This window comes from Agrobacterium sp. 22-223-1 (assembly GCF_053522385.1).
In genome coordinates, this window is sequence record NZ_JBNWCN010000001.1 from 1,768,508 (window position 1) to 1,794,085 (window position 25,578).

18 protein-coding genes and 1 tRNA gene are annotated in these 25,578 nt (G+C 55.1%); 6 read left to right on the forward strand and 13 right to left on the reverse strand.

Annotated elements, in window-relative coordinates; genetic code table 11:
* Nucleotides 1-6: 6 nt before the first annotated feature.
* The 5 genes from ACQZ60_RS08750 to pcsA all read right to left on the reverse strand — a co-directional run bounded on the left by ACQZ60_RS08750 (nt 7) and on the right by pcsA (nt 5,610).
* Complete coding sequence (locus ACQZ60_RS08750; RefSeq protein ID WP_448735074.1) at nt 7-1,080, reverse strand: BMP family ABC transporter substrate-binding protein; 1,074 nt, start codon at nt 1,078-1,080, stop codon at nt 7-9.
* A gap of 35 nt (nt 1,081-1,115) precedes the next feature.
* On the reverse strand, nt 1,116-2,036 hold the full coding sequence (locus ACQZ60_RS08755; protein ID WP_003523440.1) for an ABC transporter permease: 921 nt from the start codon (nt 2,034-2,036) through the stop codon (nt 1,116-1,118).
* Nucleotides 2,036-3,127, reverse strand: a complete 1,092-nt coding sequence (locus ACQZ60_RS08760; RefSeq protein ID WP_448735075.1) for an ABC transporter permease — start codon at nt 3,125-3,127, stop codon at nt 2,036-2,038. The genes ACQZ60_RS08755 and ACQZ60_RS08760 overlap by 1 nt, the downstream gene beginning before the upstream one ends.
* Nucleotides 3,117-4,673 (reverse strand): ABC transporter ATP-binding protein, encoded by a 1,557-nt coding sequence (locus tag ACQZ60_RS08765; RefSeq protein ID WP_020810305.1) that lies wholly within the window; start codon nt 4,671-4,673, stop codon nt 3,117-3,119. Before ACQZ60_RS08765 ends, ACQZ60_RS08760 begins: the two co-directional genes overlap by 11 nt.
* Before the next feature lie 211 nt (nt 4,674-4,884).
* The gene (gene pcsA, locus ACQZ60_RS08770; protein WP_269827566.1) at nt 4,885-5,610 is read right to left on the reverse strand and encodes a phosphatidylcholine synthase; all 726 of its coding nucleotides are present in this window, start codon (nt 5,608-5,610) and stop codon (nt 4,885-4,887) included.
* Between the two features lie 209 nt (nt 5,611-5,819).
* Between pcsA and ACQZ60_RS08775 the strand changes: the two genes are divergently transcribed.
* Nucleotides 5,820-7,028: a UbiH/UbiF family hydroxylase gene (locus tag ACQZ60_RS08775; protein WP_196378656.1), complete on the forward strand. Its 1,209-nt coding sequence runs from the start codon at nt 5,820-5,822 to the stop codon at nt 7,026-7,028.
* Here ACQZ60_RS08775 and ACQZ60_RS08780 read toward each other — a convergent pair.
* Together ACQZ60_RS08780 and ACQZ60_RS08785 are read right to left on the reverse strand one after the other, a co-directional pair.
* A complete protein-coding gene (locus ACQZ60_RS08780) occupies nt 7,012-7,950 on the reverse strand; it encodes an AEC family transporter (protein ID WP_269827565.1) in 939 nt (312 codons plus the stop codon). The two genes, ACQZ60_RS08775 and ACQZ60_RS08780, sit on opposite strands and share 17 nt — an antisense overlap.
* 34 nt (nt 7,951-7,984) lie before the next feature.
* The gene (locus ACQZ60_RS08785) at nt 7,985-8,731 is read right to left on the reverse strand and encodes a cytochrome c biogenesis CcdA family protein (RefSeq protein ID WP_003523449.1); all 747 of its coding nucleotides are present in this window, start codon (nt 8,729-8,731) and stop codon (nt 7,985-7,987) included.
* A gap of 282 nt (nt 8,732-9,013) precedes the next feature.
* Here ACQZ60_RS08785 and ACQZ60_RS08790 point away from each other — a divergent pair.
* Nucleotides 9,014-9,089, forward strand: a tRNA-Lys gene (locus ACQZ60_RS08790).
* 52 nt (nt 9,090-9,141) lie between these two features.
* On the opposite strand, the gene ACQZ60_RS08795 is transcribed toward ACQZ60_RS08790, so the two are convergent.
* A complete protein-coding gene (locus ACQZ60_RS08795) occupies nt 9,142-9,333 on the reverse strand; it encodes a hypothetical protein (protein WP_448735076.1) in 192 nt (63 codons plus the stop codon).
* 205 nt (nt 9,334-9,538) lie between these two features.
* Between ACQZ60_RS08795 and ACQZ60_RS08800 the strand changes: the two genes are divergently transcribed.
* The 4 genes from ACQZ60_RS08800 to ACQZ60_RS08815 all read left to right on the forward strand — a co-directional run bounded on the left by ACQZ60_RS08800 (nt 9,539) and on the right by ACQZ60_RS08815 (nt 13,278).
* Nucleotides 9,539-9,943 (forward strand): hypothetical protein, encoded by a 405-nt coding sequence (locus ACQZ60_RS08800; protein WP_448735077.1) that lies wholly within the window; start codon nt 9,539-9,541, stop codon nt 9,941-9,943.
* A gap of 57 nt (nt 9,944-10,000) precedes the next feature.
* Entirely contained in the window at nt 10,001-10,261 is a 261-nt protein-coding gene (locus tag ACQZ60_RS08805) for a hypothetical protein (protein ID WP_059762697.1), read from the forward strand.
* A 320-nt stretch (nt 10,262-10,581) separates the two neighbouring features.
* Nucleotides 10,582-11,853, forward strand: coding sequence for a hypothetical protein (locus ACQZ60_RS08810; RefSeq protein WP_448735078.1), 1,272 nt, complete (start codon nt 10,582-10,584; stop codon nt 11,851-11,853).
* Between the two features lie 9 nt (nt 11,854-11,862).
* Complete coding sequence (locus tag ACQZ60_RS08815) at nt 11,863-13,278, forward strand: hypothetical protein (protein WP_448735079.1); 1,416 nt, start codon at nt 11,863-11,865, stop codon at nt 13,276-13,278.
* A gap of 44 nt (nt 13,279-13,322) precedes the next feature.
* On the opposite strand, the gene ACQZ60_RS08820 is transcribed toward ACQZ60_RS08815, so the two are convergent.
* The 5 genes from ACQZ60_RS08820 to ACQZ60_RS08840 form a co-directional block, all read right to left on the reverse strand.
* Nucleotides 13,323-14,771, reverse strand: a complete 1,449-nt coding sequence (locus tag ACQZ60_RS08820) for a hypothetical protein (RefSeq protein WP_448735080.1) — start codon at nt 14,769-14,771, stop codon at nt 13,323-13,325.
* 448 nt (nt 14,772-15,219) lie between these two features.
* Nucleotides 15,220-16,530 (reverse strand): HlyD family type I secretion periplasmic adaptor subunit, encoded by a 1,311-nt coding sequence (locus ACQZ60_RS08825; protein ID WP_236775682.1) that lies wholly within the window; start codon nt 16,528-16,530, stop codon nt 15,220-15,222.
* Nucleotides 16,527-18,257 (reverse strand): type I secretion system permease/ATPase, encoded by a 1,731-nt coding sequence (locus ACQZ60_RS08830; RefSeq protein ID WP_448735081.1) that lies wholly within the window; start codon nt 18,255-18,257, stop codon nt 16,527-16,529. The genes ACQZ60_RS08825 and ACQZ60_RS08830 overlap by 4 nt, the downstream gene beginning before the upstream one ends.
* A gap of 96 nt (nt 18,258-18,353) precedes the next feature.
* The gene (locus ACQZ60_RS08835; RefSeq protein WP_448735082.1) at nt 18,354-18,869 is read right to left on the reverse strand and encodes a toxin-activating lysine-acyltransferase; all 516 of its coding nucleotides are present in this window, start codon (nt 18,867-18,869) and stop codon (nt 18,354-18,356) included.
* Nucleotides 18,870-18,948: 79 nt separating this feature from the next.
* Entirely contained in the window at nt 18,949-25,128 is a 6,180-nt protein-coding gene (locus ACQZ60_RS08840; protein ID WP_448735083.1) for a M10 family metallopeptidase C-terminal domain-containing protein, read from the reverse strand.
* Nucleotides 25,129-25,578: the final 450 nt, after the last annotated feature.

Consider the following 25,578-nt stretch of genomic DNA (forward strand, 5'->3'; position numbering starts at 1 on the left):
GTCCCGTTATTGCGGCAGCTTGTCGTCCACGCCGGCGACGTAGAAGTTGAGGCCAAGCAGAACGCCGTCCTCGGCCTTTTCACCCGCCTTCAGCCATTCCGAACCGTCCTGCTTCTTCACCGGGCCGGTGAAGGGGTGCAGCTCGCCCGACTTGATCTTGGCTTCGGTATCCTCGGCCATCTTCTTCACGTCATCAGGCATGTTGGTATAGGGCGCCATGGTCAGGATGCCGTCCTTCAGGCCGTCCCAGACGGATTCGGACTTCCAGGTGCCATCGAGAAGAGCCTGCGTGCGCTTGATGTAATAGGCGCCCCAGGTGTCCTTGATGGCGGTAAGCTGCGTCTGCGGACCGGCCGCGATCATGTCGGACGCCTGACCGAAGGCCTTGATGCCGCGTTCGGCCGCAACCTGCATCGGCGCGGTGGTGTCGGTGTGCTGGGTCAGGATGTCGACGCCCTGGTCGATCAGCGCCTTGGCGGCATCGGCTTCCTTGCCGGGGTCGAACCAGGTGTTGGCCCAGACGACCTTCACCTTGAAGTCGGGATTGACCGACTGCGCGCCGAGCACGAAGGCGTCGATGCCCATCACCACTTCCGGGATCGGGAAGGAGGCGATGTAACCGGCGAGACCCTTCTGCGACATCTTCGCGGCGATCTGGCCCTGAATGTAGCGGCCTTCATAGAAGCGCGAATTGTAGGTCGCGACGTTTTCGGCGGTCTTGAAGCCGGTGGCGTGTTCGAACTTCACCTTGGGGAACTTCTGGGCGACCTTCACGGTCGCATCCATGAAGCCGAAGGAGGTGGTGAACACCAGTTCGCAGCCCGAACGGGCCATGCGCTCGATGGCGCGCTCGGCATCCGGGCCTTCCGGAACGCTTTCGAGGAACGGCGTTTCGATCTTGTCGCCGAAATGCGCCTGCAGTTCCTGACGGCCGATATCGTGCGCCTGCGTCCAGCCGCCGTCGGTCTTTGAACCGACATAGATGAAGCAGACCTTCTTGGCGTCGGCGGCTTCCGCCGAGGAAACGACGCCGCCGAGAGCCGCAACCGAAGCGGCGAGTGCGATGACCAGTTTTTTCATTTTTACCCCTGTTGGTTTGGAGACTTGAGACTTCTTCACCTGTCCGGCACGAAGGATTTGCCAAGCGACGCCGGAGTATTGATCAAGGTCGTGCGGCGATTATGCGAGATGATGACCAGCACGACAATAGTTGCGAGATAGGGCAGCGCCGAAAGCAATTGCGACGGCACCCCGATGCCGAAGGCCTGCGCGTGCAATTGGCCGATGGTGACGGCGCCGAACAGGTAACCGCCCGCCAGCACCCGCCATGGGCGCCACGAAGCGAAGACGACGAGCGCCAGCGCAATCCAGCCGCGCCCGGCCGACATGTTTTCCACCCATTGCGGCGTATAGACCAGCGACAGCTGCGCACCGGCAAGCCCCGCGCAGGCGCCGCCGAACATGACGGCGAGATAACGGGTGCGGATGACATTGATGCCGAGCGCATGGGCCGAAGCGTGACTGTCGCCGATGGCGCGGATTTTGAGGCCCGTGCGGCTCTTGAACAGAAACCAGCCAATGCCGGCGACAAGCGCGATGGAGAGGTAGAAGATCAAATCCTGCCGGAACAGCAGCGGACCGAAGAAGGGAATGTCCGACAGCAGCGGAAAGACGATGGGCTGCAGTTTCACACCCGGCAGGCCCACGAAACTTTCACCCAGCATGCCGGAGACGCCGAGGCCGAGAATGGTAAGCGCAAGACCCGTCGCCACCTGATTGGCAACGAGCGTCAGCGTCAGGAAACCGAAGAGCAGCGAGAAAACCGCACCCGAGGCAATGCCGGCCAGAATGCCGAGATAGGGAGACCCGGTCATATGCGCGGCCGCGAAAGCGCAGACCGCACCCATGATCATCATGCCCTCGACACCGAGATTGAGCACACCGGAGCGCTCCGTCACCAGCTCGCCGGAAGCGGCGATGACGAGCGGCGTGGCGGCGGTGATGACGGTGAGGAGAATGGCCTGAAGCATATCCATCATGCCGCTCCTTCTTTACGATGCGCCTTGCCGGAAAAGACCACCCTGATGCGATAGAAGATCAGCGTATCGCAGGAGAGCACGAAGAACAGCATCAGCCCCTGAAACACGCGCGTCACCTTGTCGGAGACGCCGATGGAAAGCTGGGCCGCCTCGCCGCCGAGATAGGTCAGCGCCAGCACCAGCCCGGAAAGGATGATACCGAGAGGGTTAAGACGGCCGAGAAAGGCGACGATGATGGCGGTAAAGCCGTAACCCGGCGAGATGCTGGGCTGCAAATGGCCGATGGAGCCGGAGGCTTCCGAAATGCCCGCAAGCCCCGCCAGCGCACCGGAAAGCAGCAGCGAAAACCACACCATGCGGCTGGAGGAAAAACCGGCGAAGCGCCCTGCCCGCGCCGATTGGCCGAGCACGGTGACCTCGAAGCCCTTCAGCATGTAGCGCATCATGAACCACAGCGCGACGGCTGCGACGATGGCGAAAACGAAACCCCAATGCGCCCGGCCCGAAGCCAGCATTTCCGGCAAAACGGCGCTGTCGTTGAAGGGCTTGGTCTGCGGGAAATTGTAGCCGCCGGGATCGCGCCAGATGCCGCGCGTCAGCCAGTCGAGGAAAAGCTGCGCGACATAGACCAACATCAGGCTGACGAGGATTTCGTTGGTATTGAACTTCGTCTTCAAAAGTGCGGGAATACCGGCATAAAGCGCGCCGCCCACGGCGCCCATCACCAGCATCAAAGGCAAAAGCAGCGGCGAATGCCAGTCGGGATAAAGCACCGGCAGAATGGAGCCGGTGATCGCGCCGATGGTGAACTGCCCCTCCGCGCCGATGTTCCAGTTATTGGAGCGATAACAGATCGACAGGCCGACACCGATCAGGATCAGCGGTGCGGCCTTGATCGCCAGCTCGTGCAGCGACCAGACTTCCAGCAGCGGCTCGACGAAAAAGGCGTAGAGCGCGTCCAGCGGGTTCTTGCCGAGCATGGCGAACATGATGGCGCCGACGAGCAGCGTCAGCGTGAGCGCCAGAAGCGGCGAAAGCAGCGTGAAAAGCCTCGAGACTCCTGCCCGTTTTTCAAGCTCAATGCGCATGCTGGGCGGCTCCCGAATGTGTGTGGATGCCGCCCATCAGCAGGCCGATCTTTTCAAGCGTCATGTCTTCCACGGGATGGGTCTCTGACAGCTTGCCGTCGGAAATGACAGCGATATTGGTGGCGACTTCGAAGATTTCATCGAGATCCTGGCTGATGACGATGACGGCCGAGCCCGCTTTGGCAAGATCGACAAGCGCCTGGCGAATGCGGCTCGCCGCACCCGCATCCACGCCCCAGGTCGGCTGATTGACCACCAGCACGGCAGGCTGGCGGTCAAGCTCGCGCCCGACGATGAATTTCTGCAGGTTGCCGCCCGACAGCGACCCGGCCAGCGGGTCTGCCCCGCTTTTGCGTACATCCATGGTTTCCGAGATGCGCCGCGCCGCCGCCTTAATGGCGGAACCACGCACGATGCGCAGGAAACCGCCGGTCAGAAACGCCTTGCGGTCGGAGCGCGCCCGCGCCAGCAACAGATTGTCGGAAAGGCTCATGCCGGGAACCGCAGCATGGCCGTGGCGCTCTTCTGGTACGAAACCCGCGCCCATCAGCCGGCGGCCATTGATGCCGATGCGGCCGACCGGCTTGCCGCGCAGATGGATCGCATCGTTATTATAGACCGGATATTCGCCCGAAAGCGCATCGAACAGCTCGCCCTGCCCGTTCCCGGCAACGCCGGCAATCGCCAGCACCTCGCCGGCGCGCACGGTCATGGAAATCGATTTCAGCGCCACGGCAAAAGGCGTGCGTGGCGCGACCGAAAGCCCCATGACCTCGATCTGCGGCGCACCCAGCGCCTCGCCCGTGGCGCGCGAAACGCTTGCGACATCGCTGCCGACCATCATGCGCGCCAGCGATGCCGGCGTTTCCCTGCGCGGATCGCAGGCGCCCGTCACCTTGCCATGACGCAGAACGGTGGCGCGGTCGCAGATGCGCTGCACCTCTTCGAGACGATGGCTGATATAAAGCACGGAGCGGCCTTCGGCCTTCAGCTTCTCCAGCGTCTCAAACAGCTTGTCGGCCTCCTGCGGCGTCAGCACCGAGGTCGGCTCGTCGAGAATGATGAGGCGCGGATTCTGTAGAAGCGCTCGGACGATTTCGATGCGCTGTCGCTCGCCGACCGAAAGATCGGCCACATGCGCATTGGGATCGAGCGGCAGACCGTAGGCGCGCGACAGCGTTTCCGCTTGCCCGGCGATTTCCTTCAATGAAATTTTCGGATCGAGCGACAGTGCGATGTTCTCAGCGACCGTCAGCGCCTCGAACAGCGAAAAATGCTGGAAGACCATGCCGATGCCGAGCCTGCGGGCCTCACTGGGTGAGCCTACGGAAACCGGCTGGCCCTGCCAGATAATATCGCCCTCGGTCGGTGCGAGAACGCCGAACAGCATCTTGACGAGCGTGGATTTGCCCGCGCCGTTTTCCCCCAGAAGCGCGTGGATTTCACCCGGCGCAATATCGAGATCGATGCCGTTGCAGGCGGCGAAATTGCCGAACAGCTTGGTCAGCTTGCGAACGGACAGGAGAGGCACGGCCTCCGGCGCCAAAGTTCCAGTCACGAGTTCCCTCTCTCACCAACCGTCACGCCTTCTTCGAGGCGTTTCAAACGGTTGCGGTAATTGTTCCCAATCCCGCACCAAAAAGTATGCAATGATACGCGATCAGAACTTATTGATAACGGTTTTGCTGCTGCGCACAACTGAAAAAGAAGCCGCTTAAATGCAATTTGCACAAGCAATAAACGGCTTTACCCTTTTCTTATTTCGCGCCGAGCGAGGGGAAAAACTGCAATATTCCACCGATGCAATAAAGATAGATGCCGCTCGCCACAAAGCCGATCACGGCCCAGGTCGGGGTTTCGAAATGCATCAGCAGCGAATAACCGCCAAGCGCGCACCAGATGAACACGACAGCGAGATTAAGCGGCCGCAATCGCTTCACCCGCACCGGATGCAGGAAGTTGATCGGCAGGAATGTCAGGAACACCGAAAACGTAACGACGGCCATGGCCGTTGTGGCGCTGGCGTCCATGACGAACAGGGTGAACACCACCATGTTCCACACCACCGGAAAGCCGGAGAAGAAATATTCGTCCGTCTTCATGCCCATGTCGGCATAATAAATGGCGCTAGACACCACGATCATGCCGGCCGCCACGAAGGATAGCGGCTCGCCGATCATGCCACTCTGGTAAAGCGCAAAGGCGGGCAAAAGCACATAGGTAACATAGTCGATGATATTATCGAGCGTATCGCCCGACCAGTTGGGCAGCACTTCCTTCACCCTGACCTTGCGGGCAATCGGGCCGTCGATGCCATCCACCAGAAGCGCAAGCCCCAGCCACCAGAACATGTCGACGAAACGGTGTTCGGCTGCGGCGACCACGCCGAGAAAAGCCAGGAACGAACCGGAGGCCGTGAGCATATGGACGGAAAAGGCGCGGATTTCCGCGTAGGGAACACGCTTATAGTTGAAAATTTTCATAGTCAGCGTCTGTGCCCCGTTTTTTCATCCGCCTGTTCATTCCGGTATGCGGCCATTCACCACGCTTTGCAACCGGCTCAATCCGCTTATCCTAAGACTAATATCGCGGCACAACCAACGAATCTTCGCAACCGGATGTTCCGGGACCGAAGTGGATTTACCCGACCAAAGCCTTTATGATGCTTTGGAAATAACAACGGATCAGGACCATGAGACACTTCGATATCGCCATCACCGGTGCGGGACTTGCGGGCCAGATCGCGGCCATCGCGCTGGCGCGGGCGGGCCGCCACGTGGCGCTCATTGCACCTTCCAGCGACAGGAAGGACCAGCGCACCACGGCGCTGATGGACCAGTCCATCCGCTTCATGGACCGTCTCGGCCTGTGGTCGCGCATCGCGCCTTCGGCCGCACGCCTTTCCACCATGCAGATCATCGACGGCACCGACCGCCTGCTGCGTGCACCCACCGTGCAGTTCCGTTCCTCCGAAATCGGGCTGGATGCCTTTGGCTGGAACATCCCCAACGAGGCTTTGCTCGGCGTTCTGAGCGAAGCGGTCGGGCAGGAACACAATATTACCCGCCTCGACACGTCCGCCGAGACAATCGACATCGGCAACGACCGCGTGACGGTAACGCTTGCGAATGGCGAAACCCTCTCCGCCGATTTCCTCATCGGTGCGGATGGCCGCAAATCGATGGTGCGCGATGCTGCCGGCATCGGCGTCAAATCCTGGTCCTATCCGCAGACGGCCATTGTTTTGAACTTCGGCCATAGCCGGTCGCATGGCAATGTCTCGACGGAATTCCACACACCCACCGGCCCTTTCACGCAGGTTCCCCTGCCCGGCAACCGCTCCAGCCTCGTTTGGGTCGTCACCCCGCAACAGGCGGAGGAATTGACGGCGCTGCCGCTGGAAGCGCTTAGCCTCCGGGTCGAGGAGCGCATGCAATCCATGCTGGGAGCCGTCACCGTCGAGGACAGTGTGCAGGCATGGCCGCTCTCTTCCATGACGGCGCACCGCTTCGGCAAGGGCCGCGTCGCCCTGATCGGCGAGGCCGCACATGGGTTTCCGCCCATCGGTGCGCAGGGGCTGAACCTCAGCCTGCGCGACATCATCGCGCTGACGGAATTGCTGAGCGCCGTCTCCGACCGGCCGATTGCGGCCGATGCCGGCAGCAGCTTCGACCGCCGGCGGCGGGCGGATGTCTACAGCCGCACGCTGAGCGTCGATCTCCTGAACCGCTCGCTGCTTTCCGATCTCCTGCCGGTGCAGATGGCGCGCGCGGCGGGCCTTCACGTGCTTTCCGGCATCGGCACGCTTAGAAGCATGGTCATGCGCGAGGGTATCGAACCGGGCCGCGGGCTGAAGGCCCTGCCCTCCCTGCTGTTCGGCAGCTTCAAAAAGGCTGGATGAAATACACCACGCCGGTCAGCGTGAGGACCGACAGCACCGTCGAGATCAGGATCGTTGCCGACGCCCGCTCCTGCCAGACGTGATATTGCTGGCCGATGACGAAGACATTCGTCGCGGTCGGCAGCGCGGCCAAAAGCACGGCCGAATAGATCCACACCGGCTCGAACCGCCCGAGCGACGAGAGCAAGAGATAAGCGGCGAGCGGATGCAGGATCAGCTTTGCCGGCACGATATAGCTGATTTCCACCGGCACCCGTTTCATCGGCCGAAGCGCCAGCGTGACGCCCATGGCAAACAGTGCGCAGGGCGCTGCCGATTGCGCCAGATAGTCCACCAGCCGCTGCACCGCCTCCGGCGGTTGCCATGACAGCGAAGCGGCGAGAAAGCCGGCGATGACGGAGACGATGAAGGGGTGGGTGATGACCTTGCGCGCCACGTCCAGCGCAAGTCTTGCCGGAGAGCGCTTGTCTCCGCCCGCAACCGCCATCATCGCCGGGGCGACGATGAAGTGGGCGGCATTTTCCAGACAGACGATCAGCGCCACCGGCACCGCCGCCTTTTCGCCAAGCGCCAGAAGCGCAAGCCCCGGTCCCATATAGCCGATATTGCCGTAGCTTGCCGCGAAACTCTGGATCGTGGTTTCGGCAAGGCTGTTTTTCCGCACGAACCGGCCGATCAGGAACACAGCCAAGAAAATGCCATAGGTGCAGGCGAGACTGGCCGCGACGAAATCCATCCGCGCCAGTTCTTCCACCGGCGTTTTCGACACCAGCTTGAAAAACAGCGCCGGAAGCGCCGCATAGATGATGAAGGTGTTCAGCCAGCCCATCGCCTCGACCGGCTGCTTCGTGATGCGCGCCGCCCCGTAGCCGATGAATATCAGGCCGAAAAACGGTAACAGCAATCCGACGATATCCGTCACTATGTTTCCCCCGCAAGCAACTCCAGCGGGAGGCTTAGCCGATTTGCATCAGGATCGGAAAGGTCTCCTGGAACCAGATCGCCACATTGGTGATAAAACCGGACATGAAAGCGAGACCGGTCAGCACCAGCAATACGCCGAGCAGCTTTTCCACGAGGCCGAGATGGCGGCGGAAGCGGACGAGGAAACGCATGAAGGAGCCGGAAAACGCCGCCGCGATCCAGAACGGTACCGCAAGGCCAAGAGAATAGACCGCAAGCAGCGCCGCACCGTCGCCAACCGTATCGCGCGCGGCGGCGACGCCGAGAATAGCCCCCAGAACCGGGCCAATGCAGGGCGTCCAACCGAAGGCGAAGGCAAGACCCATGACATAGGCCCCGGACAGCGTGGCAGGCTTGCCCGCCCCCTGAAACCGCGCCTCGCGCGAAAACAGGCCGATGCGGAACACGCCGAGGAAATTCAGGCCCATCAGAATGATGATGAAACCGCCGATCTTGGCGAGAATATCGAGATTCTGGCGCAGAAGCGTGCCGATCGTCGAGGCGCCCGCCCCCAGCGCCACGAAGACCGTGGCGAAACCGAGCGTGAAGAAGAAGGCCGAAAACAGCACGGCCCTGCGAATCTCCGGCCGCGGCGCGGTATCTTCCGTCCTGAACTGCTCGACCGAAACACCCGCCATATAACAGAGATAAGGCGGCACCAACGGCAGAACGCAGGGCGACAGAAACGAAAGAGCGCCGGCCAGAAGCGCGCTGAACAGGGAAATATCGGCAATCGACAAGAAAGAACTCCGCATTCCGCAAAGCCGCCGCGATTCTCGAGCTTCGCCGGCACTTCACGCTTCATTTTCGTGCATGTCATTGCTGCAAAAGGATTTCACCCGTCCGGCCGACATGTCTGAAGCCGGTTTTATCCCCAGCCGCCCCCTCTCTCCAATCACCTTTTCGGGGGTGCGACAAAAAAAACCGGATTGATTGTCGAAACCGCTTTTTTTGGGTTGACCGAACGGATCGCTCTACATATGTTCCGCGCACTTCCGAAGGGCAGCCAAGCCCCGACACGGGAGAGCGTAGCTCAGCCGGTAGAGCAACTGACTTTTAATCAGTAGGTCCAGGGTTCGAATCCCTGCGCTCTCACCAACGGAATCAAGCACTTACATTTGATTTCAGCCCAAAATCGATAGAATCACCCTCACACATGTCTCGCACAGTTTGACTGGGTGAAACGACCTCGCATGCCGTCTTCGGTGACAAGGTTCGCGTTTACCGCCGCGCCAACAGCACGCTGTGGCAATGCGCCACTTACTTTGAGGGCAAAGAGTGGCGCATCGGCACAAAAACCGATGTCTTTGCTCTTGCTAAAGAGTTTGCCGAAGGCTGGCATCTGGAGCTTCGCGGCAAGAGCCAAGATCAGTTAAAGACCGAACGCACCTTTGCCGACGCAGCCAAACAGTGTCCCGCTCACCAAAGACAAGCGCAATCCGCGCTATTCAAAATCATGAAGCACCTAATAACAGCCACCTCTTCCCGTACTTCGACAAGCTGGCCCTGAACGCCGTCACAGCGGCAAGGCGAAGGAATTCATCGTCATGCTGCTCCAGCGGCATCTCGATACCGACAAGGTGCCGACACGCAACACCCTTCACCATGAAACGATCACGCTGCGGCAGATCATGAAAATTGCCCTGCGCCACGGCTGGATCAGCCACCTTCCCGACTTCTTCGCCCCCTACAAAGCGTCAGGCAAGATCACCCACCGTGCGCGGTTCTCATCGGAAGAGCACAAACAGCTTTACACCTACACCCGTCAGCGCGCCAAATCCGCCACTGGGCTCAACTCGAAATACGCCGCCAAGCAGTTCCATGACTACGTCCTGTTCATGGCCAATACCGGCCTGCGGCCCGACGAGTTCAGCAGGCTCGAATATCGCGACGTGACCACCGAGAAGGATGAGGAAGGCGACGAGCGCATCCTGTTGATCGAGGTGCGCTGAAAACGTGTTGGGTACTGCAAAGCGCCACCGGCGCTGTGCACCCGTTCAAGCGGGCTGGTGAAGCGGAACAACCCCAAGCCGAATGATCTTGTATTCCCGCAGAATTACAAGAAGCAGTTCAATCGCGCCATGACCGATTGTGGGTACAAGCTCGACCGCGAGGGCAACCGACGTTTGGTCTACAACCTCCGCCGCACCTATCTCTGCCTGCGCCTGTTGGAAGGTGCCAACATCTACCAGATCGCCGAGAGCTGCCAGACAAGAGCGGAGATTATCGAGAATCACCATACCGTGAAACACATGAGCATTCTGGACTAAAAGGGTAAAATATAAATAAAATTTAATACCATTAAAAAAATAAATATTGCCTAATTATATCACTATTTATTCATTAATAAATTCACAATTATATATTCTATATTATTAGCAAATTTATCTAAAAAAATACTCATATAATCTAAGCGTGGCGTAAAATTTTCGAAAAAGCAGCTACGAAGTTGAGTTGATTTAAAAAATCGAATCTAAGTTGTGGAAAAATCACCTCACGCGTGTAAGACCTCTATTAAAAAATGCCTAAGGCGCTAAATTGAGAAAGTAAAATTTGGATTCTATCAATAAATTTATTTAATGAGGCGAAAATGATACTTCGCTGCATGTTTCTCTTGTTGTGCATCGGCCTCGCTGCCTGCCAACCCAATGCTGCGCCAAACTTGGTGAGGGGCGCAGGGTTGGAGCTATCCGCCAGTCGCGCTCAACGTCACGTCACAAACTTGGATGCCTACATAGATACCATGTGTGTAGCCGCTGGTTTAGCGGTTAAATCCGGAGGTATGACGCGGTGCACTTCCAATCCCGATGAGACGCAATATCAAGCTTTGCTTCAGGCCGGTTTCGGAGAAATTAGCTTGGGCTGCCGAGGCTACATCCAGTTCGTGTTCGAGGAAAGGTTGCGCGACGACCAGTTTCGAAAGGCGAGTAGTTCAGTTGAGTCATTCATTTCAGGAATCTTGACGCTGGAAGGCGCTGGCTCGAAGCTCTTTTCCTATCTCATCCTTGGATCAGGGGCCGCAAATACATTCTACGACGTTACGCGCCTAGATCCACTTCGCGGCATGTCGACGGAGAACATTCTTCGTATCGTAACGCAACGTCAGTCGGCGTTCGAAGCAGCGGCCGTTGGCAGGAGGTTGTCAAGCAGATCGCAGCTCGTTCGTCTCTGGCATGAATATCAGTGGATATGCTCGCCGCTCTCCATTAGTTCGGACTTCAACACCCTAGCAATTGCGACACTTGAGAATCGTAAGGTTGACTTCGCTCAAGATGCCTCGAAGCTTGTGTCCGGCATCGCGCAGACACAAGCTGGGGTACAGAAATTCGATCCGAATAAAGGCCTTTTAGGCCCAAAAAAGAGCGCGCCAGATCAAAACGCACTAGGACTTAACGAGCGAGCGCTCGGTGGTGACGATATCGGAACGCTTCAAGAAGCACTTTGTCAAAAACCAACTCGGCGCTTTGACAGCGAAACTCGAAAAGCGATTACAGCCTGGCGTACGACCGTCACACCGAATCTCATCGCAGTTCAGCTCAATGAAGGCCTAAGTTACAAAGAAATTCAGCAGCTTCTTGATAGTGGCAACTGCACCTCGCTTGGATACAAGACTGTATTTGAACGTGCATACTTGCATGACGCGCCAGCTTTAACGAATGGCGGAGTCTACAAGACGGTTGAAGCGGAGCGAACGACCCGTTTTGATTATCTCATGAAAATTCTCAATATTTCATCTGAAAACCGCGACAGCAACCGATTGACCAAGGCAATCCGCCTGAAGATTGAAGAAAAACGCAAGGAATTTGGCCTTCCCCCCGGCGACGTTGTGGACGCAGATCTTTTGAAGAAACACCCACAATAGAGGCAGATCATGTATACTTACAGAAATTGCAGACCCTATGTGGACGTTTACGCCAATTCTACGACCGATACCGTTCTCGAGGTACTTACTACCGGCGTGTACACTTTTATCGGTGACGGGACGGTGGAAAATAGCCGCCTCAAAGTAAAAAGGGAACACGATGCCCAGGATTTGTGGATCAAAGAAGTCGACCTACGTCGACTTGAACCGGGGGAGCTGAGCATTGAACTGGAACCGATCAGTCTGATCGATCTCTACAGAGATTCTTCTCGCGCGGCACAAGTAGTGTCGGAATATCGCGGTGCCGGCGGTATGAGCGTGGAATACCTTCTTCTCCTCGCTTGGGTAGAAAGCAAATGGACGAACACGGATAGCGACAATAGGACAACCTCACCGCTTAACTTGGCGGGGCCGATTGGCCCGTTCAAATTTACGGCGGAGGCGTGGAAGGAATCGCTCGCCGACAGTGATTACGCTGAAATCCTTCGGGGCTTCACCGAAGCGGATCGCTTTGTGCCCAAGTACCAGCCCCTTTTGGCAGCCGTCTTGGCGAACAGGATACAATTCGAACTTAAAAATCACCACGGCATGCTAGACCCGCCGGCATGGCTATTGAGGTTAGGCCACCGCATAGGACTGGATGCTGTTACGCGTTTTGCTGCTTTAGACGAAAAAACTCCAGTCTCGGCCAAAGTCAATGGAGTAGAAGCGGTATCCTCCAGCTTGATTAATTCAGAGCGATTTCTTTTTCCACAAGGAGCTGACACCTTAAAATCGACGGTCTACGAGGCTGTTTTGCGGGAGTTTGGCGACGCAAAGGCACCAGTTGTCGAGAAATTGGGAGCACTGGTCGACGGTTTAAAACTGGAAATGGCTGTCCAATCTCAGCTTGCGTTTCGTAACGGCGTCCTTGGGTTCCTTGACTTCATCGGAAAATACGAAGCCGCCGGCAACTACAATGCAGTCTTCGGCCGGTCGGACAATATAGACAATCCACGACTTGTCGATATGACGATAGGAGAAGTCCTTTCCTTCCAAAAAGACCACATGGGCAATCATACACCATGTGGAAAATACCAAGTGACTCATAGGACACTGCGCACAAATTACCAGGAGGCGGGCCTATCGAAAAAAGATTTGTTCGATGAACAAGCGCAGGACCGGATCGGCGAACATCTGCTCATGGTCGTTCGCAAAGGAAACGATTTTCTAGCAGATCCAAAAGAATACTTTGACACGTTCACCCTAGGTGTCGCTCAAGAATGGGCGGCTCTCCCCGTGCTCCGCCAGCGCCAAGGTGATAAACGCATGGTGCAACGAGGCGAAACATTTTACGCGGGAGACGACGTCAATGCCGCGGGTGCATCGCCAGAACTACTCGAAGCAGCGGTCGATAAATTCCTACGTGAGGCGAGTTCGGGTTGATCAGATTACAGCCATATGATCGATGGCGCTGTCGACAGCTAGAGCTAGTCGACTAATTTGGTCAGGCCCAGTGTCCTTTCCACCTGTTTGCAGAGATTTTTTAAACCTCTGCCATCACTTGGCGTCTTCGGTAAAGTGATGGCTTCGAGACCTTCAAATCCTTTAAGAGCTTCCAAGCGAATATGCTTATTATCTGCCTTTTCGAAGTATCCATGCCTAGCCAAAAGAGAAACTAGTGCGCTCGCTACGCGCTTTGAATCCTTTGTAGCCCTGGAAAGATCTAGTAGGAGTTCGTTAAGCGCAGGAGAAACAGGCAACTTATCGATGATTTTATGAAAAATAACCCTAGATCTTTCATCAAGCCCAACTTGATCCGCAACATTTAGTCCCAGTTTCATGGCTAATCGTATGCGATCTGAAATCTCTCCAGAATAGATCTCCGGTCCAATAAGCTGAACTAAATTATCATCAGAAAACTCGCTGTCACTCGCACTTATGATGCCGATTGAACTAACTTGGATTTCAAGCTGCCTAATTTTGTCCTGAAGGTTCGCAATCTCCTCATCATAGAGTTGAGCCATGTCATCAGCACTTAACCTACTTCTGTCACGTTCACGCTGCGCGCGTAACGCTTGCTCTTGCAGATCAGTCCAGTCCCAGCCGAGTACCGGCATCTGACTACGCACGGACATAGCAGCCAGCTTCAATATTTCTTTTAGATCTTTGCTATTTTGAATGTCCCAGCCGACGTGATATCGCCTAATGATACCTTGACCCGGCATCGAGAGACCCATGGCGCCGCCATATGCGTTACGACCCTCTGTGATACTGCGCAGCTTATAAGAGAACGCTCGATTGGGTTCCACGAAAACGTGCGCAATGCCTCCTAGATCATAAGCCAAGCCCTCGATGTCGTTTCGAGACAGCTGCCAAGAGCTTCTTCCATTTGCAGACACATAAACAATAGGTAACCACCTACTGGCGCCGCCGAGAGTAATGGCATGGGCAAGTTCAAGACCATCGTCTGAGTCTGTTACCCATACCGGCTGATCGGACACCGGGATACTACCGTCGATACCGCCCCACGTATTGCTCAATAAAGATTTGATTAGATATGGTTTTCGTGGGCTATCAATCCGTGCGCCTGCTACCTTCGCAAAACACTGGGTACGAAACCGCACAAGTCCATCATCTGCATCGCCGGATACTCGTTTCAAAACACCTTCAGTTCGCCAAAGTCTACCTTCGGCATCCGGCAGGTCATGTCTGAAGCCTATAGCCTCCCAAACGTCATTCTCGACCAATTCGCGGAAACGTAACTCTTCGCCAGTAGCAGCTCTAAGGTGAGCGTTTTCCCGGTCCAACACCTGGCCGGACCCTTCATTCAGTACGGTGCTGCTTGAGATACCCTTTAACCAAGCGATTACCTCCGCGACAAAAACGGCGCGGTTACCTGGCAACTTAATGGGGAACTCGGTCGAAAACGGAAGCATAACGTGAAAATGTTCGAAAATCCTAACATGTCAACGACTCCAGACGATAAAGTCATTTTACCAACAGCTTTGATTGAGAGATTGGTGGATTTATACCCGTGCGAAGAAATTAACGTCGAGAAGAAGCAGGGAATGACTTACTGTCGGCCCGGACAGCGCAACCTCACTTGCGACGTAGACGGAATGCGCAAGCGGACGCAGTCGGTCCCGCCTTCTCCTTCGGACCACATTGTTGAGGCTCTTGCGGCTGCGCATATTCCGCCATTTGTATAACAAAAATGCCCGAAATCCCGCTTAGGGCTGCGCTACGCTTATTTCTCTGATCTCTTCATTGCCATGAGCAAGCCTGCGCGCACTGCATTGCGCGCATGGCCTGTCCGAGGGACGTGTGTGGTAGCCTTATCCGCCAAATCACTCGATCTGTGCGAGCAGCCTCTCATCGTTGACGCTAATCCTCTCGCATAGCCTTTGCGATCTGGTCCGCGAGCGGTTTGACGAGATAAGACAACGCCGTTCTATCGCCAGTCTTGATATAGGCTTCGACCGGCATACCTGCCAACAGGCTGAGGTTGTCAAGTTTCGCCAGATCTTCCGGCTTGATCTCAATGCGCGCTGCGTACCAGCTTTCACCCGTCTGTGGATTGCTGATGAGATCGGCAGCGACTGTCTTCACGTACCCGGCGACTTCCGGGGTCGTGCGTTGGTTGAAAGCTGAGAAGCGCAGGATCGCCTGCTGGCCGACATGCATCTGGTCTATGTCGAACGGCTGGATTTTCGTTTCCACCACCAGCCGGTCATTGATGGGGACGATCTGCATCATGGTTTCGCCGGCGGCGATGACCCCGCCAATGGTGTGGACTGCAAGTTCGTGTACGATACCGTCCTGCGGCGAGCGGATATCGATGCGTTTTAATTGGTCTTCAGCAGTGACCTTCTGTTCCGATAGCTCTGCGAGCTTGTTGTCGACGTCGCGAAGTTCCATCAGAACCTCCGCCAACCGGTCCTGATAGAGCTGAAGGATTTGCAGTTCGGTTTCAGTGATACGCGTCGCTGCCCTGGCGATCTCCGCAATCAGCTGGCCGCGCTCGCCATCAAGCTGGGCTCGCAGCCGCTCCAGCTCCGCCAGCCGGTTGAATTGGATCAGCTGCTGCTCGTTAAGATTTCTGACGCGAACGAGTTCCTGTCCGGTCCACGACAGTTCCTCTTCCTTGGCCCTCTTGCGAACGACCAATCCCTCGTTTTCCTGCCGTATCTGGTCGATTCGCTGGGCGAGCTGCGCTTTCTGGCCATCGAGGGTGCGTTTCCTGGCGGCGAAAAGCGAGGTTTCCGCCGCGATATATTCAGCGACGTCCGCTTCATCGGTTTCATCAGGCAGCCGTGTCGGACCCGCGAGTTTGCCAACATTGTCGCGTTCCGCCACAAGCCGCATTCTCCTGGCGCCCAGTTGAGCCATCTGTTTCGAAACGATAGCAAGATTGGCGCGCATGACTGTCGCATCAAGGCGGATGAGTAGTTCATCCGCTTTGACGATCACCCCGTTTCGCACGCGGATTTCCCCGACGATGCCGCCTTCACGATGCTGAATACGTTTGACGTTTCCCTCAACGACGACCGTTCCCGCACCAATCACTGCGCCCGATAGATTAGTCGTTGCGGCCCAGCCGCCCACGCATAAGACCATAACGGCGAGAGTGCCGACACCCATCACCGTATAGAGCCGTATGGAACGGCCCGCAGGAGTTTGCTTGTTCGGGATCATGCTTTTTCCGATATTGCTCGCATTGTCGTCTTACGGAGAACTTCATCGCGTGGCCCAAAACCAACCATCGCGCCCTGTGTGAGAACGAGGACATGGTCCACCGCCGACAGCGCATTCGGCCTGTGCGCCACAATCACCACGATCGCGCCGCGTTGCCTTGCCATGGCAATCGCATTTGTGAGTGCCACTTCCCCTTCCGCATCAAGGCTGGCATTGGGCTCATCGAGAACGATCAGGAAGGGTTTGCCGAATAGGGCGCGGGCGAGGCCTATTCGTTGGCGCTGACCGGAAGAAAGGACGGCGCCGCTATTCCCGATCCTGGTATCATACCCCTCAGGCATAGAAAGGATCAGGTTATGCACATCCGCCAGCTTCGCTGCCTCGATAATATTGGAAGGATCAGCAGCGCTGGAGAACCGGCTGATGTTTTCCGCAATGGTGCCGTCGAAAAGCTCTACACCCTGCGGCAAGTAACCGATCGACGGCCCCAGTGCTTCAGGATGCCATTGGTCGAGTTCAGCTCCGTCCAGTTTGACAGTTCCACGCGCAGCCGGCCATATGCCCACCAAAGCACGAACAAGCGTGGACTTACCCGAACCACTTGGGCCGATAATCCCCAAACCCTGTCCAGCTAATAGCGAAAAGCTGACGTCGCGCACGGTGGGAGCCCGATTGCCTGGAGCTGCTACGGCAAGATTGGAAGTAGACAGCATTTTTGCCGGCGCGGGCAGCGACATCTTTTCCCTATCGGCCCCGATCTTCTCAAAAAGTTGAGTGAGGCGGGTCTTGGCTTGTCGAAAATTAACGAATCCCCGCCACTGACCGATCGCCTGTTCAATCGGCGCAAGTGCCTTCGAGGTGATGATCGAGGCCGCGATCATTGCGCCTGGAGACGCTAGTTGTTTGATCGCAAGCCATGCGCCCAAGGCGAGCACGGCCGATTGCAGCGCTAACCGAAAGATTTTCGAAAAGGTCGAGAAGCTCGCTATCGCATCGCTAACCCGTCGCTGTTCGTCGATGTAGGCACCATTGGTATAACCCCAGTCGCGCGCATAAGCGTTCTTCATCCCCATGGCGTGCAAAGCCTCGGCATTGCGGCGTCCTGATTCGATGAAATCGGCACGGGTTGAGGCCAGCAGCGCCATCCGCTTGCTAGGCGCGCGTAGAATAGCCTCGCTCCAGAGCGTCATCGCTATGAGAACAATAGCTCCGGCGATAGCTAGCCATCCCAGATAAGCGTGAAACAAAAACAATACCCCGACGTAGATCGGCAACCAGGGCATGTCGCAAATGGCGACAGGACCTGGCCCGCTCATAAACTGGCGCATCTGTTCAAGATCCCTAACCGGTTGCGAGACGACATCCCGTTTCGACATTTTCAGCGGAAGCAGCATTACCGCATCGAATGTCGGTCCACTAAGCTGCTCTTCGATCCGCTCGCCGATACGCGATAAGATACGTGCCCGGATCAGTTCCAGCACGCCGAGAAATACGTAAAGAGCGATTGCCAGCACCGACAGGGCAACGAGCGTCGGCACGCTGCGGCTAGCGAGCACCCGGTCGTAGATTTGCATCATATAAAGCGGACTGGTCAGCATCAGGATGTTGGTGAAAGCGCTGAGCAAAGCTACGGAGAAAAAAGCGCTTCGGGTCGCGGCAAGGGCAGCGGCGACCGCAGGCCGCCGCCCTTCATAGTGCAAATGTTTTGGCAAAGGTGAAATCCACACGGGTAGCTTCGCGTGAAAACGAGCGCTCGATGAACAGCGTTTCTCAGCGAAGCAGAAACAAGTTAGTGAAAAATGGCTTCAGTTTTGGCAGGCTGATCACGTAGCGTTCTGTTGTACAAATTCACGTTTGATCCGCCCGTAATTGATCCCGTGAAGATGGCGGACACGAGGTTTGCTGTCTCGCCGGACGCGGAACGATCGCGCCGCAATATCAGGAAAGACGTTTTTTCTGAGGTCTCGCACAATGTTTTTGCCGTCGCCGAAAGGCGCAATGAGATCCATGAACAATATCCGGTCGCCGCTCCCCCAATCGTCGGGGCGCAGGATATAATTCGTGTTGAGGTACCGGTCTTCGATCTCTTTGCTCAGTGAGGCCCAAGTCACAAATCCGACAGGACCGCCATTTCTGTGATAGATTCGAAACTGGTTGAGATCGATCGGTGGGAAGAACACGGACCCGATGTCGTTGATGAAATACTTTCGGTGCAGATCCGAAGCCAACATCAGATAGACCAGCTCGCCAAGAAGCTTGTTTAGCCGTGTTGGGCTGACCATACCCAAAATTCCGCCGCCAGCTTTTTCAGAGGTTAATTTTTTGTGTTCCAAAGTCATGTTCTGATTTCTCAAACTCAGTTCACATATCCGCATTCCGGCACGATTTATCGAGCCGGAATGCGACACTCAGGGCCGCTCAGAGCAAGAAATGGGATTGGTCGAGCTTATGGCCAGATCCCAAAAGCCTGATCGAGAAATCGTTGTCACGATCCGCGAGGATATCGGTATGACTGGAGCTTTCGACGACAACGATATTGGCGTAGCTCAACTCGAGTGCCCTGAAGTCAAACTTATCCTGTGTGCGATCAAAATCGATTATGACATCCGTCGTCACGCGTCGGCTGTCTGATAGGCTGGTGAACCTGAACAGGTCCGCGCCTTGTCCTCCGGCAAGAACATCGCCACCTGCTCCTCCTTCCAGCACATCATCATCCGCACCGCCGTCGAGGAAGTCAGCGCCATGTCCGCCAATGAGATGGTCGCGGCCTTGCCCTCCAAAGATCTGGTCGTTTTGGTTCCCACCATCCAAGACATCGTCGCCGATGTCCCCAATCAGCCTGTCCTTGCCGTCATTGCCGTGGATAACGTCATTGCCGGAACCGCCATCGACGTAGTCTTCACCGAAGCCACCGCTCATTCGATCGTTTCCAGCGCCTCCGAACAATCGATCATTGCCACTTCCGCCATTCACAATATCGTTGTTAACGCCGCCGAAGATGAGATCGCTGCCATCGCCGCCGTCGATCATGTCGGAACCAGACCCGCCATAAATTATCTCATGGCCGGCGCCGCCATAAATAACATCAACACCGCTTCCGCCATGGATCCAGTGATTGCCTCCGTTGCCGTAAATGAGATCGTTGCCATCCTCGCCGACAAGGTAGTCCCAGCCTGGACCGCCTCTCAGGACGTCCGCGCCAGGCCCACCATAGAGACGATTGTTTCCGTCACCACCGTCGAGATCGTCGGATCCGGCGCCACCGTGCAATGCATCATGCCCAGACCCGCCCATCAAGCGATCGTCACCCCAATCGCCTATCAAAGTGTCGTCACCATCGTCTCCGTACATGGTGTCGTTATGGCCACCGCCATTCATCCAGTCATTTTGAGCGCCGCCTGTCAGAATGTCGTACCCATCGTCGCCGTACAATGTGTCGTGGCCGTTTCCACCGTCGAGATAATCCTCGCCCCAGCCACCGACCAGCTGATCATTGTCGTCGTCACCCCTTAGCGTATCGTTGTGGCCACCTCCATTGAGAACGTCGTGGCCGCTACCTCCGTGAAGAATGTCGAAGCCATCCTCGCCATGAAGTTGGTCGTCGCCGTTCCCGCCGTCAAGCAGGTCTTCCCCCCATCCTCCTATGAGAGTGTCGTGACCATCCTCTCCGTAAAGTCTGTCGCTATGGCCGCCGCCATGAATCCAGTCTTCGTTCGCGCCACCGATGAGATGGTCGAACCCATCTTCTCCGTGGATCGTGTCATTGCCATCCATGCCATTAACGTAATCGTTGCCGGTACCCGCCCATATCTGATCGTCACCAGAGTTTGCGTGGATTGCGTCATTGCCGCCAAATGACCAGATGCGTTCAGACCACCAGTTACCATGCATCTCGTCACTAGAGTTGTTGGGTTGATCGCTCGGAAGATCGTAATACCAGATAAACTCCTCTACTTTGAAATCGGCATCGCGAACGAGTGCATGCTTTTTTTTCCCAGCCCCCACCCAGTATTCATTATTGTGGAAAACTGCGTTGGGGCCTGTTTTGAAGATATTATCAAATGTGTCGAATGACGGATCATGATGCCAAATGCCCGCACCAGCTGAACCCTTAGGAATGTCAACGTTCCTCTGAACCGAAGCAAAGACCGAGTCGTCTGCGTCCCATTCAGTTATCTCGTCTCTTCCAAAATCGTGATCGATATGCCCGCTGAATCTTTGAGCTTCCATCGTCCGATCAACGAAGACATCAAAATAGAAGTGTTCATCCTTGAGAGTACTTGCTTGGACATTTTCTAACAGAAGATGCTGATTGTCGCCTATGACGATAATGGAATCGTTTCCGATCTGGGTGATTTTCAGTTGCGCGATGGAAATCCGGTCACCAAAGCCTGAGAGATCGATGCGATCCTCCCAAACATTGAAATCTGTAATGGTGTCAATGTCTCCATGGCGTGCAGTGATCTTAAAGACGTCACCGCCAGCGCCGCCCGTCAGGACATCGAGGCCGCTACCGTCATTGATAACATCGCTCCCGTCGGTGCCCACGATAATGTCGTTCCCACTGGTACCGTTAGTACCTCCAATCCTGTTGAGGTTGAACAGAAAGTCGCTTTCGGTAAGAAAAGAGGAATCAATATCTTCAATCAACACGGACTGACTGGTCGCGAACTTCAACGTCGCGTCTGGGCCCACCTGCTCGATAGCTGAGCCGAAGTATTTGATCTGCTTTAGAGATACGAAGCGATTTCCGAAGCCGGTCAGATCGATGCGATCTTGACCTCTTTCGAAATCAGCGATCGTCTCACGGTTGCCGTCCTCGATGTTGATGACAAAAGTGTCCCGACCTTGCCCGCCGATCAACATGTCATTGCCAGCTCCACCAACGATTACGTCGTTCCCTTCATCGCCGGAAAGAATGTCGTCTTCGCCGGAACCTTGGATAGTATCGTTGCCCCGGCCCCCGAAAATTGCATCTTTGCCTGCGCCACCGTCCAGGAAGTCGTCGCCGCCCAGGCCCAGGATGCTATCGTTGCCTCCCAAGCCTAGAATTCCATCATTACCCTCAGTGCCGATGAGCGTGTTGTCTCCGTCGTCACCGATTATCAGATTACTCAGATTGATGATGTAGCCATCGGAGAACTGAAGGGCCTCGACTTTGCGTGTCCCAGCAGCGAATTGCCCCTGAATTCGGATCGCGTTGGAATTATTTTGGATGTTATATATGACGAGATCGTCACCCTCCCGCGTCAATGAAACGTGTTTAGGTTCGACACCACCGGTCAGCTTTAAAACATCCGAACCTTCGATTTCAGATATCGTTACCGACCCGCCGAACAGATCTGCCTCGTAGATGTCGTTTCCGCTCCCGCCAGATAGACTATCGTGTCCCGAGCCCGCGATTAGCCTGTCATCGCCCGAGCCCCCACTAAGGACGTCATTTCCTTCGCCTCCGTCCAGTAAGTCAGCGTCGTCCCCTCCATTGAGAGTATCGTTGCCGTAACCCGCGACGAGCCTATCGGCACCTATCCCGCCGGTCAGCGTGTCATCTCCGACGCCGCCCGTCAGTACATCGTCGCCGGAGCCGCCGTCGAGAACATCGTTTCCAGCATCGCCATGCAACGTATCGCTCTCGGTTCCACCTTCAATAACGTCGTTCCCTTCGCCGCCATAGAGCAGGTCCGCGCCGGCGCCACCTGACAAAGTATCGTTACCGGCTTCACCGTTGACAACGTCGTTGCCGATTTCGCCTAGCAGCCGGTCGTTGCCTTCTCCGCCATTGAGAACATCGTCACCTATGCCGCCGAGCAGAAGATCGTCACCAGCGCCACCGAACATCTGATCATTGCCAAGATTTCCGTTGAGGATATCATTGCCGTTACCGCCATCGATGAGGTCATAACCTATACCACCATCGATACTGTCTCGTCCTGCTTCGCCGTACAGACGATCATCACCATCCCCGCCGTCGAGCGTGTCGTCGCCATTGCCGCCATAAGCGAGGTCGTGACCGGCACCTGAAAGAATGGAATCGTTGCCATTCTCACCCCAAATAACATCGTTGCCGTCCATGCCATTCAGGATGTCGTTTCCGTCAAATCCCCAAACCGTATCGTTTCCGCCACCAGCATAAACGGTGTCGTTTCCAGGACTTGCGTAAATGAAATCATTGCCGGCGCCTGAAAACGTCATGTTGCCCGCAGCATCTATAACGACCACATCGCCAAACAGCGTGTCGTCACCGGTTCCCCCCGACAACACGTCATCACCCAGTCCACCTATGACGACATCCGCATCATCGCCGCCATAGAGGCGGTCATTGCCTTCGCCGCCATCGACAAAGTCCGTGTTACCTCCAGCGTGGATGTAATCATTCCCACTCCCACCCGTAATAGTATCCTTGCCGCCTGGGCCGGTGCTTGCGTATGCGGTTTTTCCATCCCACTCCTGATCACCATAGAGCTTGTCGTCGCCGTTCCCGCCTGAAATGCGATCATCACCATTTCCGCCTAAAACGTAATCGTTTCCGTCGCCGCCTATTAGGGTATCATTCCCGTCCTTACCGTGGAGAACATCGTTCCCGCCATTCCCGTGTATTTCGTTATCTCCGTTGGACCCGACCAACGTATCCGGTCCATGATTTCCGATTAGCTTGTCATTCTGGCCGTCACGCGCCGAAACGCCGTAACCGCTTGATTGTGCGGTAACGTATGTGGTTTGCGAACCATCGGCATTATATTCGATTTTGATCAGAGGTGGTGGCGGTGGCAACTTGCGGCCGCCGAACAGGCTGCCGAACAAACCACCCAATATCCCTCCCAAGATAGGGCCCAGAGGCCCCAAAACCGGTGCAAGAGCTGCTCCTAGCGTCTGCCCAATATAGGTGGTGCCAGCAGCGACGGCCGTCTGGATTATGGTTTTATCAAAATCCTTGAAGCCATGGTCAACTAGGTTGCCAAAAAACGTCACAGCAGCAGCCACGGCGGCCCCACCAGCCGGCGTCAATTTCGGCGTTATGAGGATAGTACCCTTGTCAGCGATCATTGCGACGGGGACACTGGAGGCTGCCCAGTCGAACTGTTTTACGACTTCCGTGACCGCATAGCGAATAGACGTGTTAGCGGCCAACTTCGCCCAGTCGCTTCCCTTCATCTCACTACCGCGCAAGGCAGCAACTACCGCAAACTGTATAACGGCGCCCTTAACAGCTTGGCCAGCCTGCGTGTCGAAGAACTTCGCACTGTTTATAACCGGAAGCCCGCCGGTCTTAGTGAAGCCGATTTTATCGCCAGTGAGGCCGAACGTGTCCGCGAGAAAATCGACCCCAAGATTTATGGCCAATTGAATGGCATAGTTTTCAGCAACTTTTTCTAGGTCACCACCCATCACGAGATCAGCGATGATCTGGGGAGCGAAGCTCATAAGATAGCCGGGGACGCTGCCAACCGTATCGGCTAAAGCATCCCTAACAGCTGCTGCACCCTCGAGCGCCATAGGTACATAATCACCTAGTTTAACGCGAGTGCCATCAAGTTGGACAATCTCAACATTTTTGTCGAGAAAATATAGAAAATTGCCATCTTGCTTTTCAATAAACCCGACTTGCGTCGCCGGAAACATGTCACGCAACAGATCAGCATCTTGCCGAGAAATTGTGTGGTCCGCGATTGTGCTTTCGTTATGTACACGTATTCCGCCAGCCACGTACGTATGGGTACCCTCAACCTCGAAATTATAGGTGGACCAATTTCGATCGGCAGTGAGATCGGAATTCTCTTCTTTGCGCAAGATGCGCACATTCCAAATGGACGGCTCTCCGTTGCACATCACAACGGCGGCGCTTCGCTCATCGACATCAAGGAGCTGGCTAAGCGGCACAAATGTGCCATCTTGCCTGAGAAACTCATGTCCAGGGGTTGCTAAGAGGGTATCGCCGTCTAGTCCGTTCTTCAGTTCCACCCACTCGTCAGTTTTATTGCGAAAAAGACGCGTAACCTTTCGTGGCTCAAGTTCACCCATAGCAGCGAATGATGCGACAATATCTCCGACAACTATATCCTCAATCGGCTTCGAGGCACCATCGAACATCAAAATAGGTGTACCTTGGGCAAAGCAATGAAGTGGCCCAATATCTCGCTTAAACCAGTCCCTTATCGCGTCATCTCCGCCTTGCTTTAGCACATATCCTATTATTGAATTCGAATTTTGTGTCCAAAGGGGATTTGCGATAGCATCGTTGAAAATGTCCACAATGTTAAGGAAGTCGTTTTGCGCTGAGCCGACTCCCCACGTTTTAACTACGTAGTAGCCGTTCTCAACGGTCACCATCCTGTGGACGGCACCAGAATGAAAAATATGATTGCTCATCGTGACATTTGAGACGAGGTGAATCTCTGGTCTTAGGAAGTGTATGACTTGGTTGCCGCCAATAAGATTTGATATTTCTCCGTCGTGGATTCGTTGGCTCACGCCTGGAGCAGGATAACGGAGAAGCCCCTCATATATAGTATCGATATTGACATTCGGAGTTTCAATAGAGACAATACGATTTGTTACCATGTATTCATGGTCAATATCAGGAATTGTAAAATTGTCCATCTGTATCTCTTCATAAATTACAAGGATTTAATATTGCATAAAAGTAGACAATTTTGGACAACTAAGCTAGCGAAAAATATTATTCTAGGAATATTTATCGGTAACTTATTGATTACAAGTGAATTTAAGGAATATATTATATTCTCATTATTTGGAAGCGTTTTTATTTATCTACCTGTATTCGTTGCCTTCTTGGCATTTTATTATTTCAATTGCTACCATGTGAACAGTAATTCTGTAATTTATGCTTTTTTCGCATTTTTTATTCTGTGTATATTCAGTTACCTTGTATTTCTAAGAGAAATCGTTCATTTAAAGCAGCTGTTTGAGGATCCATATTACACGATGATATTACTTTTCCTTATGTCATCGGCTTTTTCGATTATCTTATTCTTGTATGATGTACGGAAGTTTAGCAAATAGCCAAATTAGTTACCTTCGTTTATTTCT

Bases quoted from the DNA above. Each gene is read 5' to 3' on its own strand.
- ACQZ60_RS08755 (WP_003523440.1), bottom strand. From the start codon at position 2,036: ATGGATATGCTTCAGGCCATTCTCCTCACCGTCATCACCGCCGCCACG.
- ACQZ60_RS08815 (WP_448735079.1), top strand. From the start codon at position 11,863: ATGTATACTTACAGAAATTGCAGACCCTATGTGGACGTTTACGCCAAT.
- ACQZ60_RS08775 (WP_196378656.1), top strand. From the start codon at position 5,820: ATGAGACACTTCGATATCGCCATCACCGGTGCGGGACTTGCGGGCCAG.
- pcsA (WP_269827566.1), bottom strand. From the start codon at position 5,610: ATGAAAATTTTCAACTATAAGCGTGTTCCCTACGCGGAAATCCGCGCC.
- ACQZ60_RS08820 (WP_448735080.1), bottom strand. From the start codon at position 14,771: ATGCTTCCGTTTTCGACCGAGTTCCCCATTAAGTTGCCAGGTAACCGC.
- ACQZ60_RS08840 (WP_448735083.1), bottom strand. From the start codon at position 25,128: ATGGACAATTTTACAATTCCTGATATTGACCATGAATACATGGTAACA.
- ACQZ60_RS08800 (WP_448735077.1), top strand. From the start codon at position 9,539: ATGCTGCTCCAGCGGCATCTCGATACCGACAAGGTGCCGACACGCAAC.
- ACQZ60_RS08795 (WP_448735076.1), bottom strand. From the start codon at position 9,333: ATGCCAGCCTTCGGCAAACTCTTTAGCAAGAGCAAAGACATCGGTTTT.
- ACQZ60_RS08810 (WP_448735078.1), top strand. From the start codon at position 10,582: ATGATACTTCGCTGCATGTTTCTCTTGTTGTGCATCGGCCTCGCTGCC.
- ACQZ60_RS08835 (WP_448735082.1), bottom strand. From the start codon at position 18,869: ATGACTTTGGAACACAAAAAATTAACCTCTGAAAAAGCTGGCGGCGGA.
- ACQZ60_RS08750 (WP_448735074.1), bottom strand. From the start codon at position 1,080: ATGAAAAAACTGGTCATCGCACTCGCCGCTTCGGTTGCGGCTCTCGGC.
- ACQZ60_RS08760 (WP_448735075.1), bottom strand. From the start codon at position 3,127: ATGCGCATTGAGCTTGAAAAACGGGCAGGAGTCTCGAGGCTTTTCACG.
- ACQZ60_RS08825 (WP_236775682.1), bottom strand. From the start codon at position 16,530: ATGATCCCGAACAAGCAAACTCCTGCGGGCCGTTCCATACGGCTCTAT.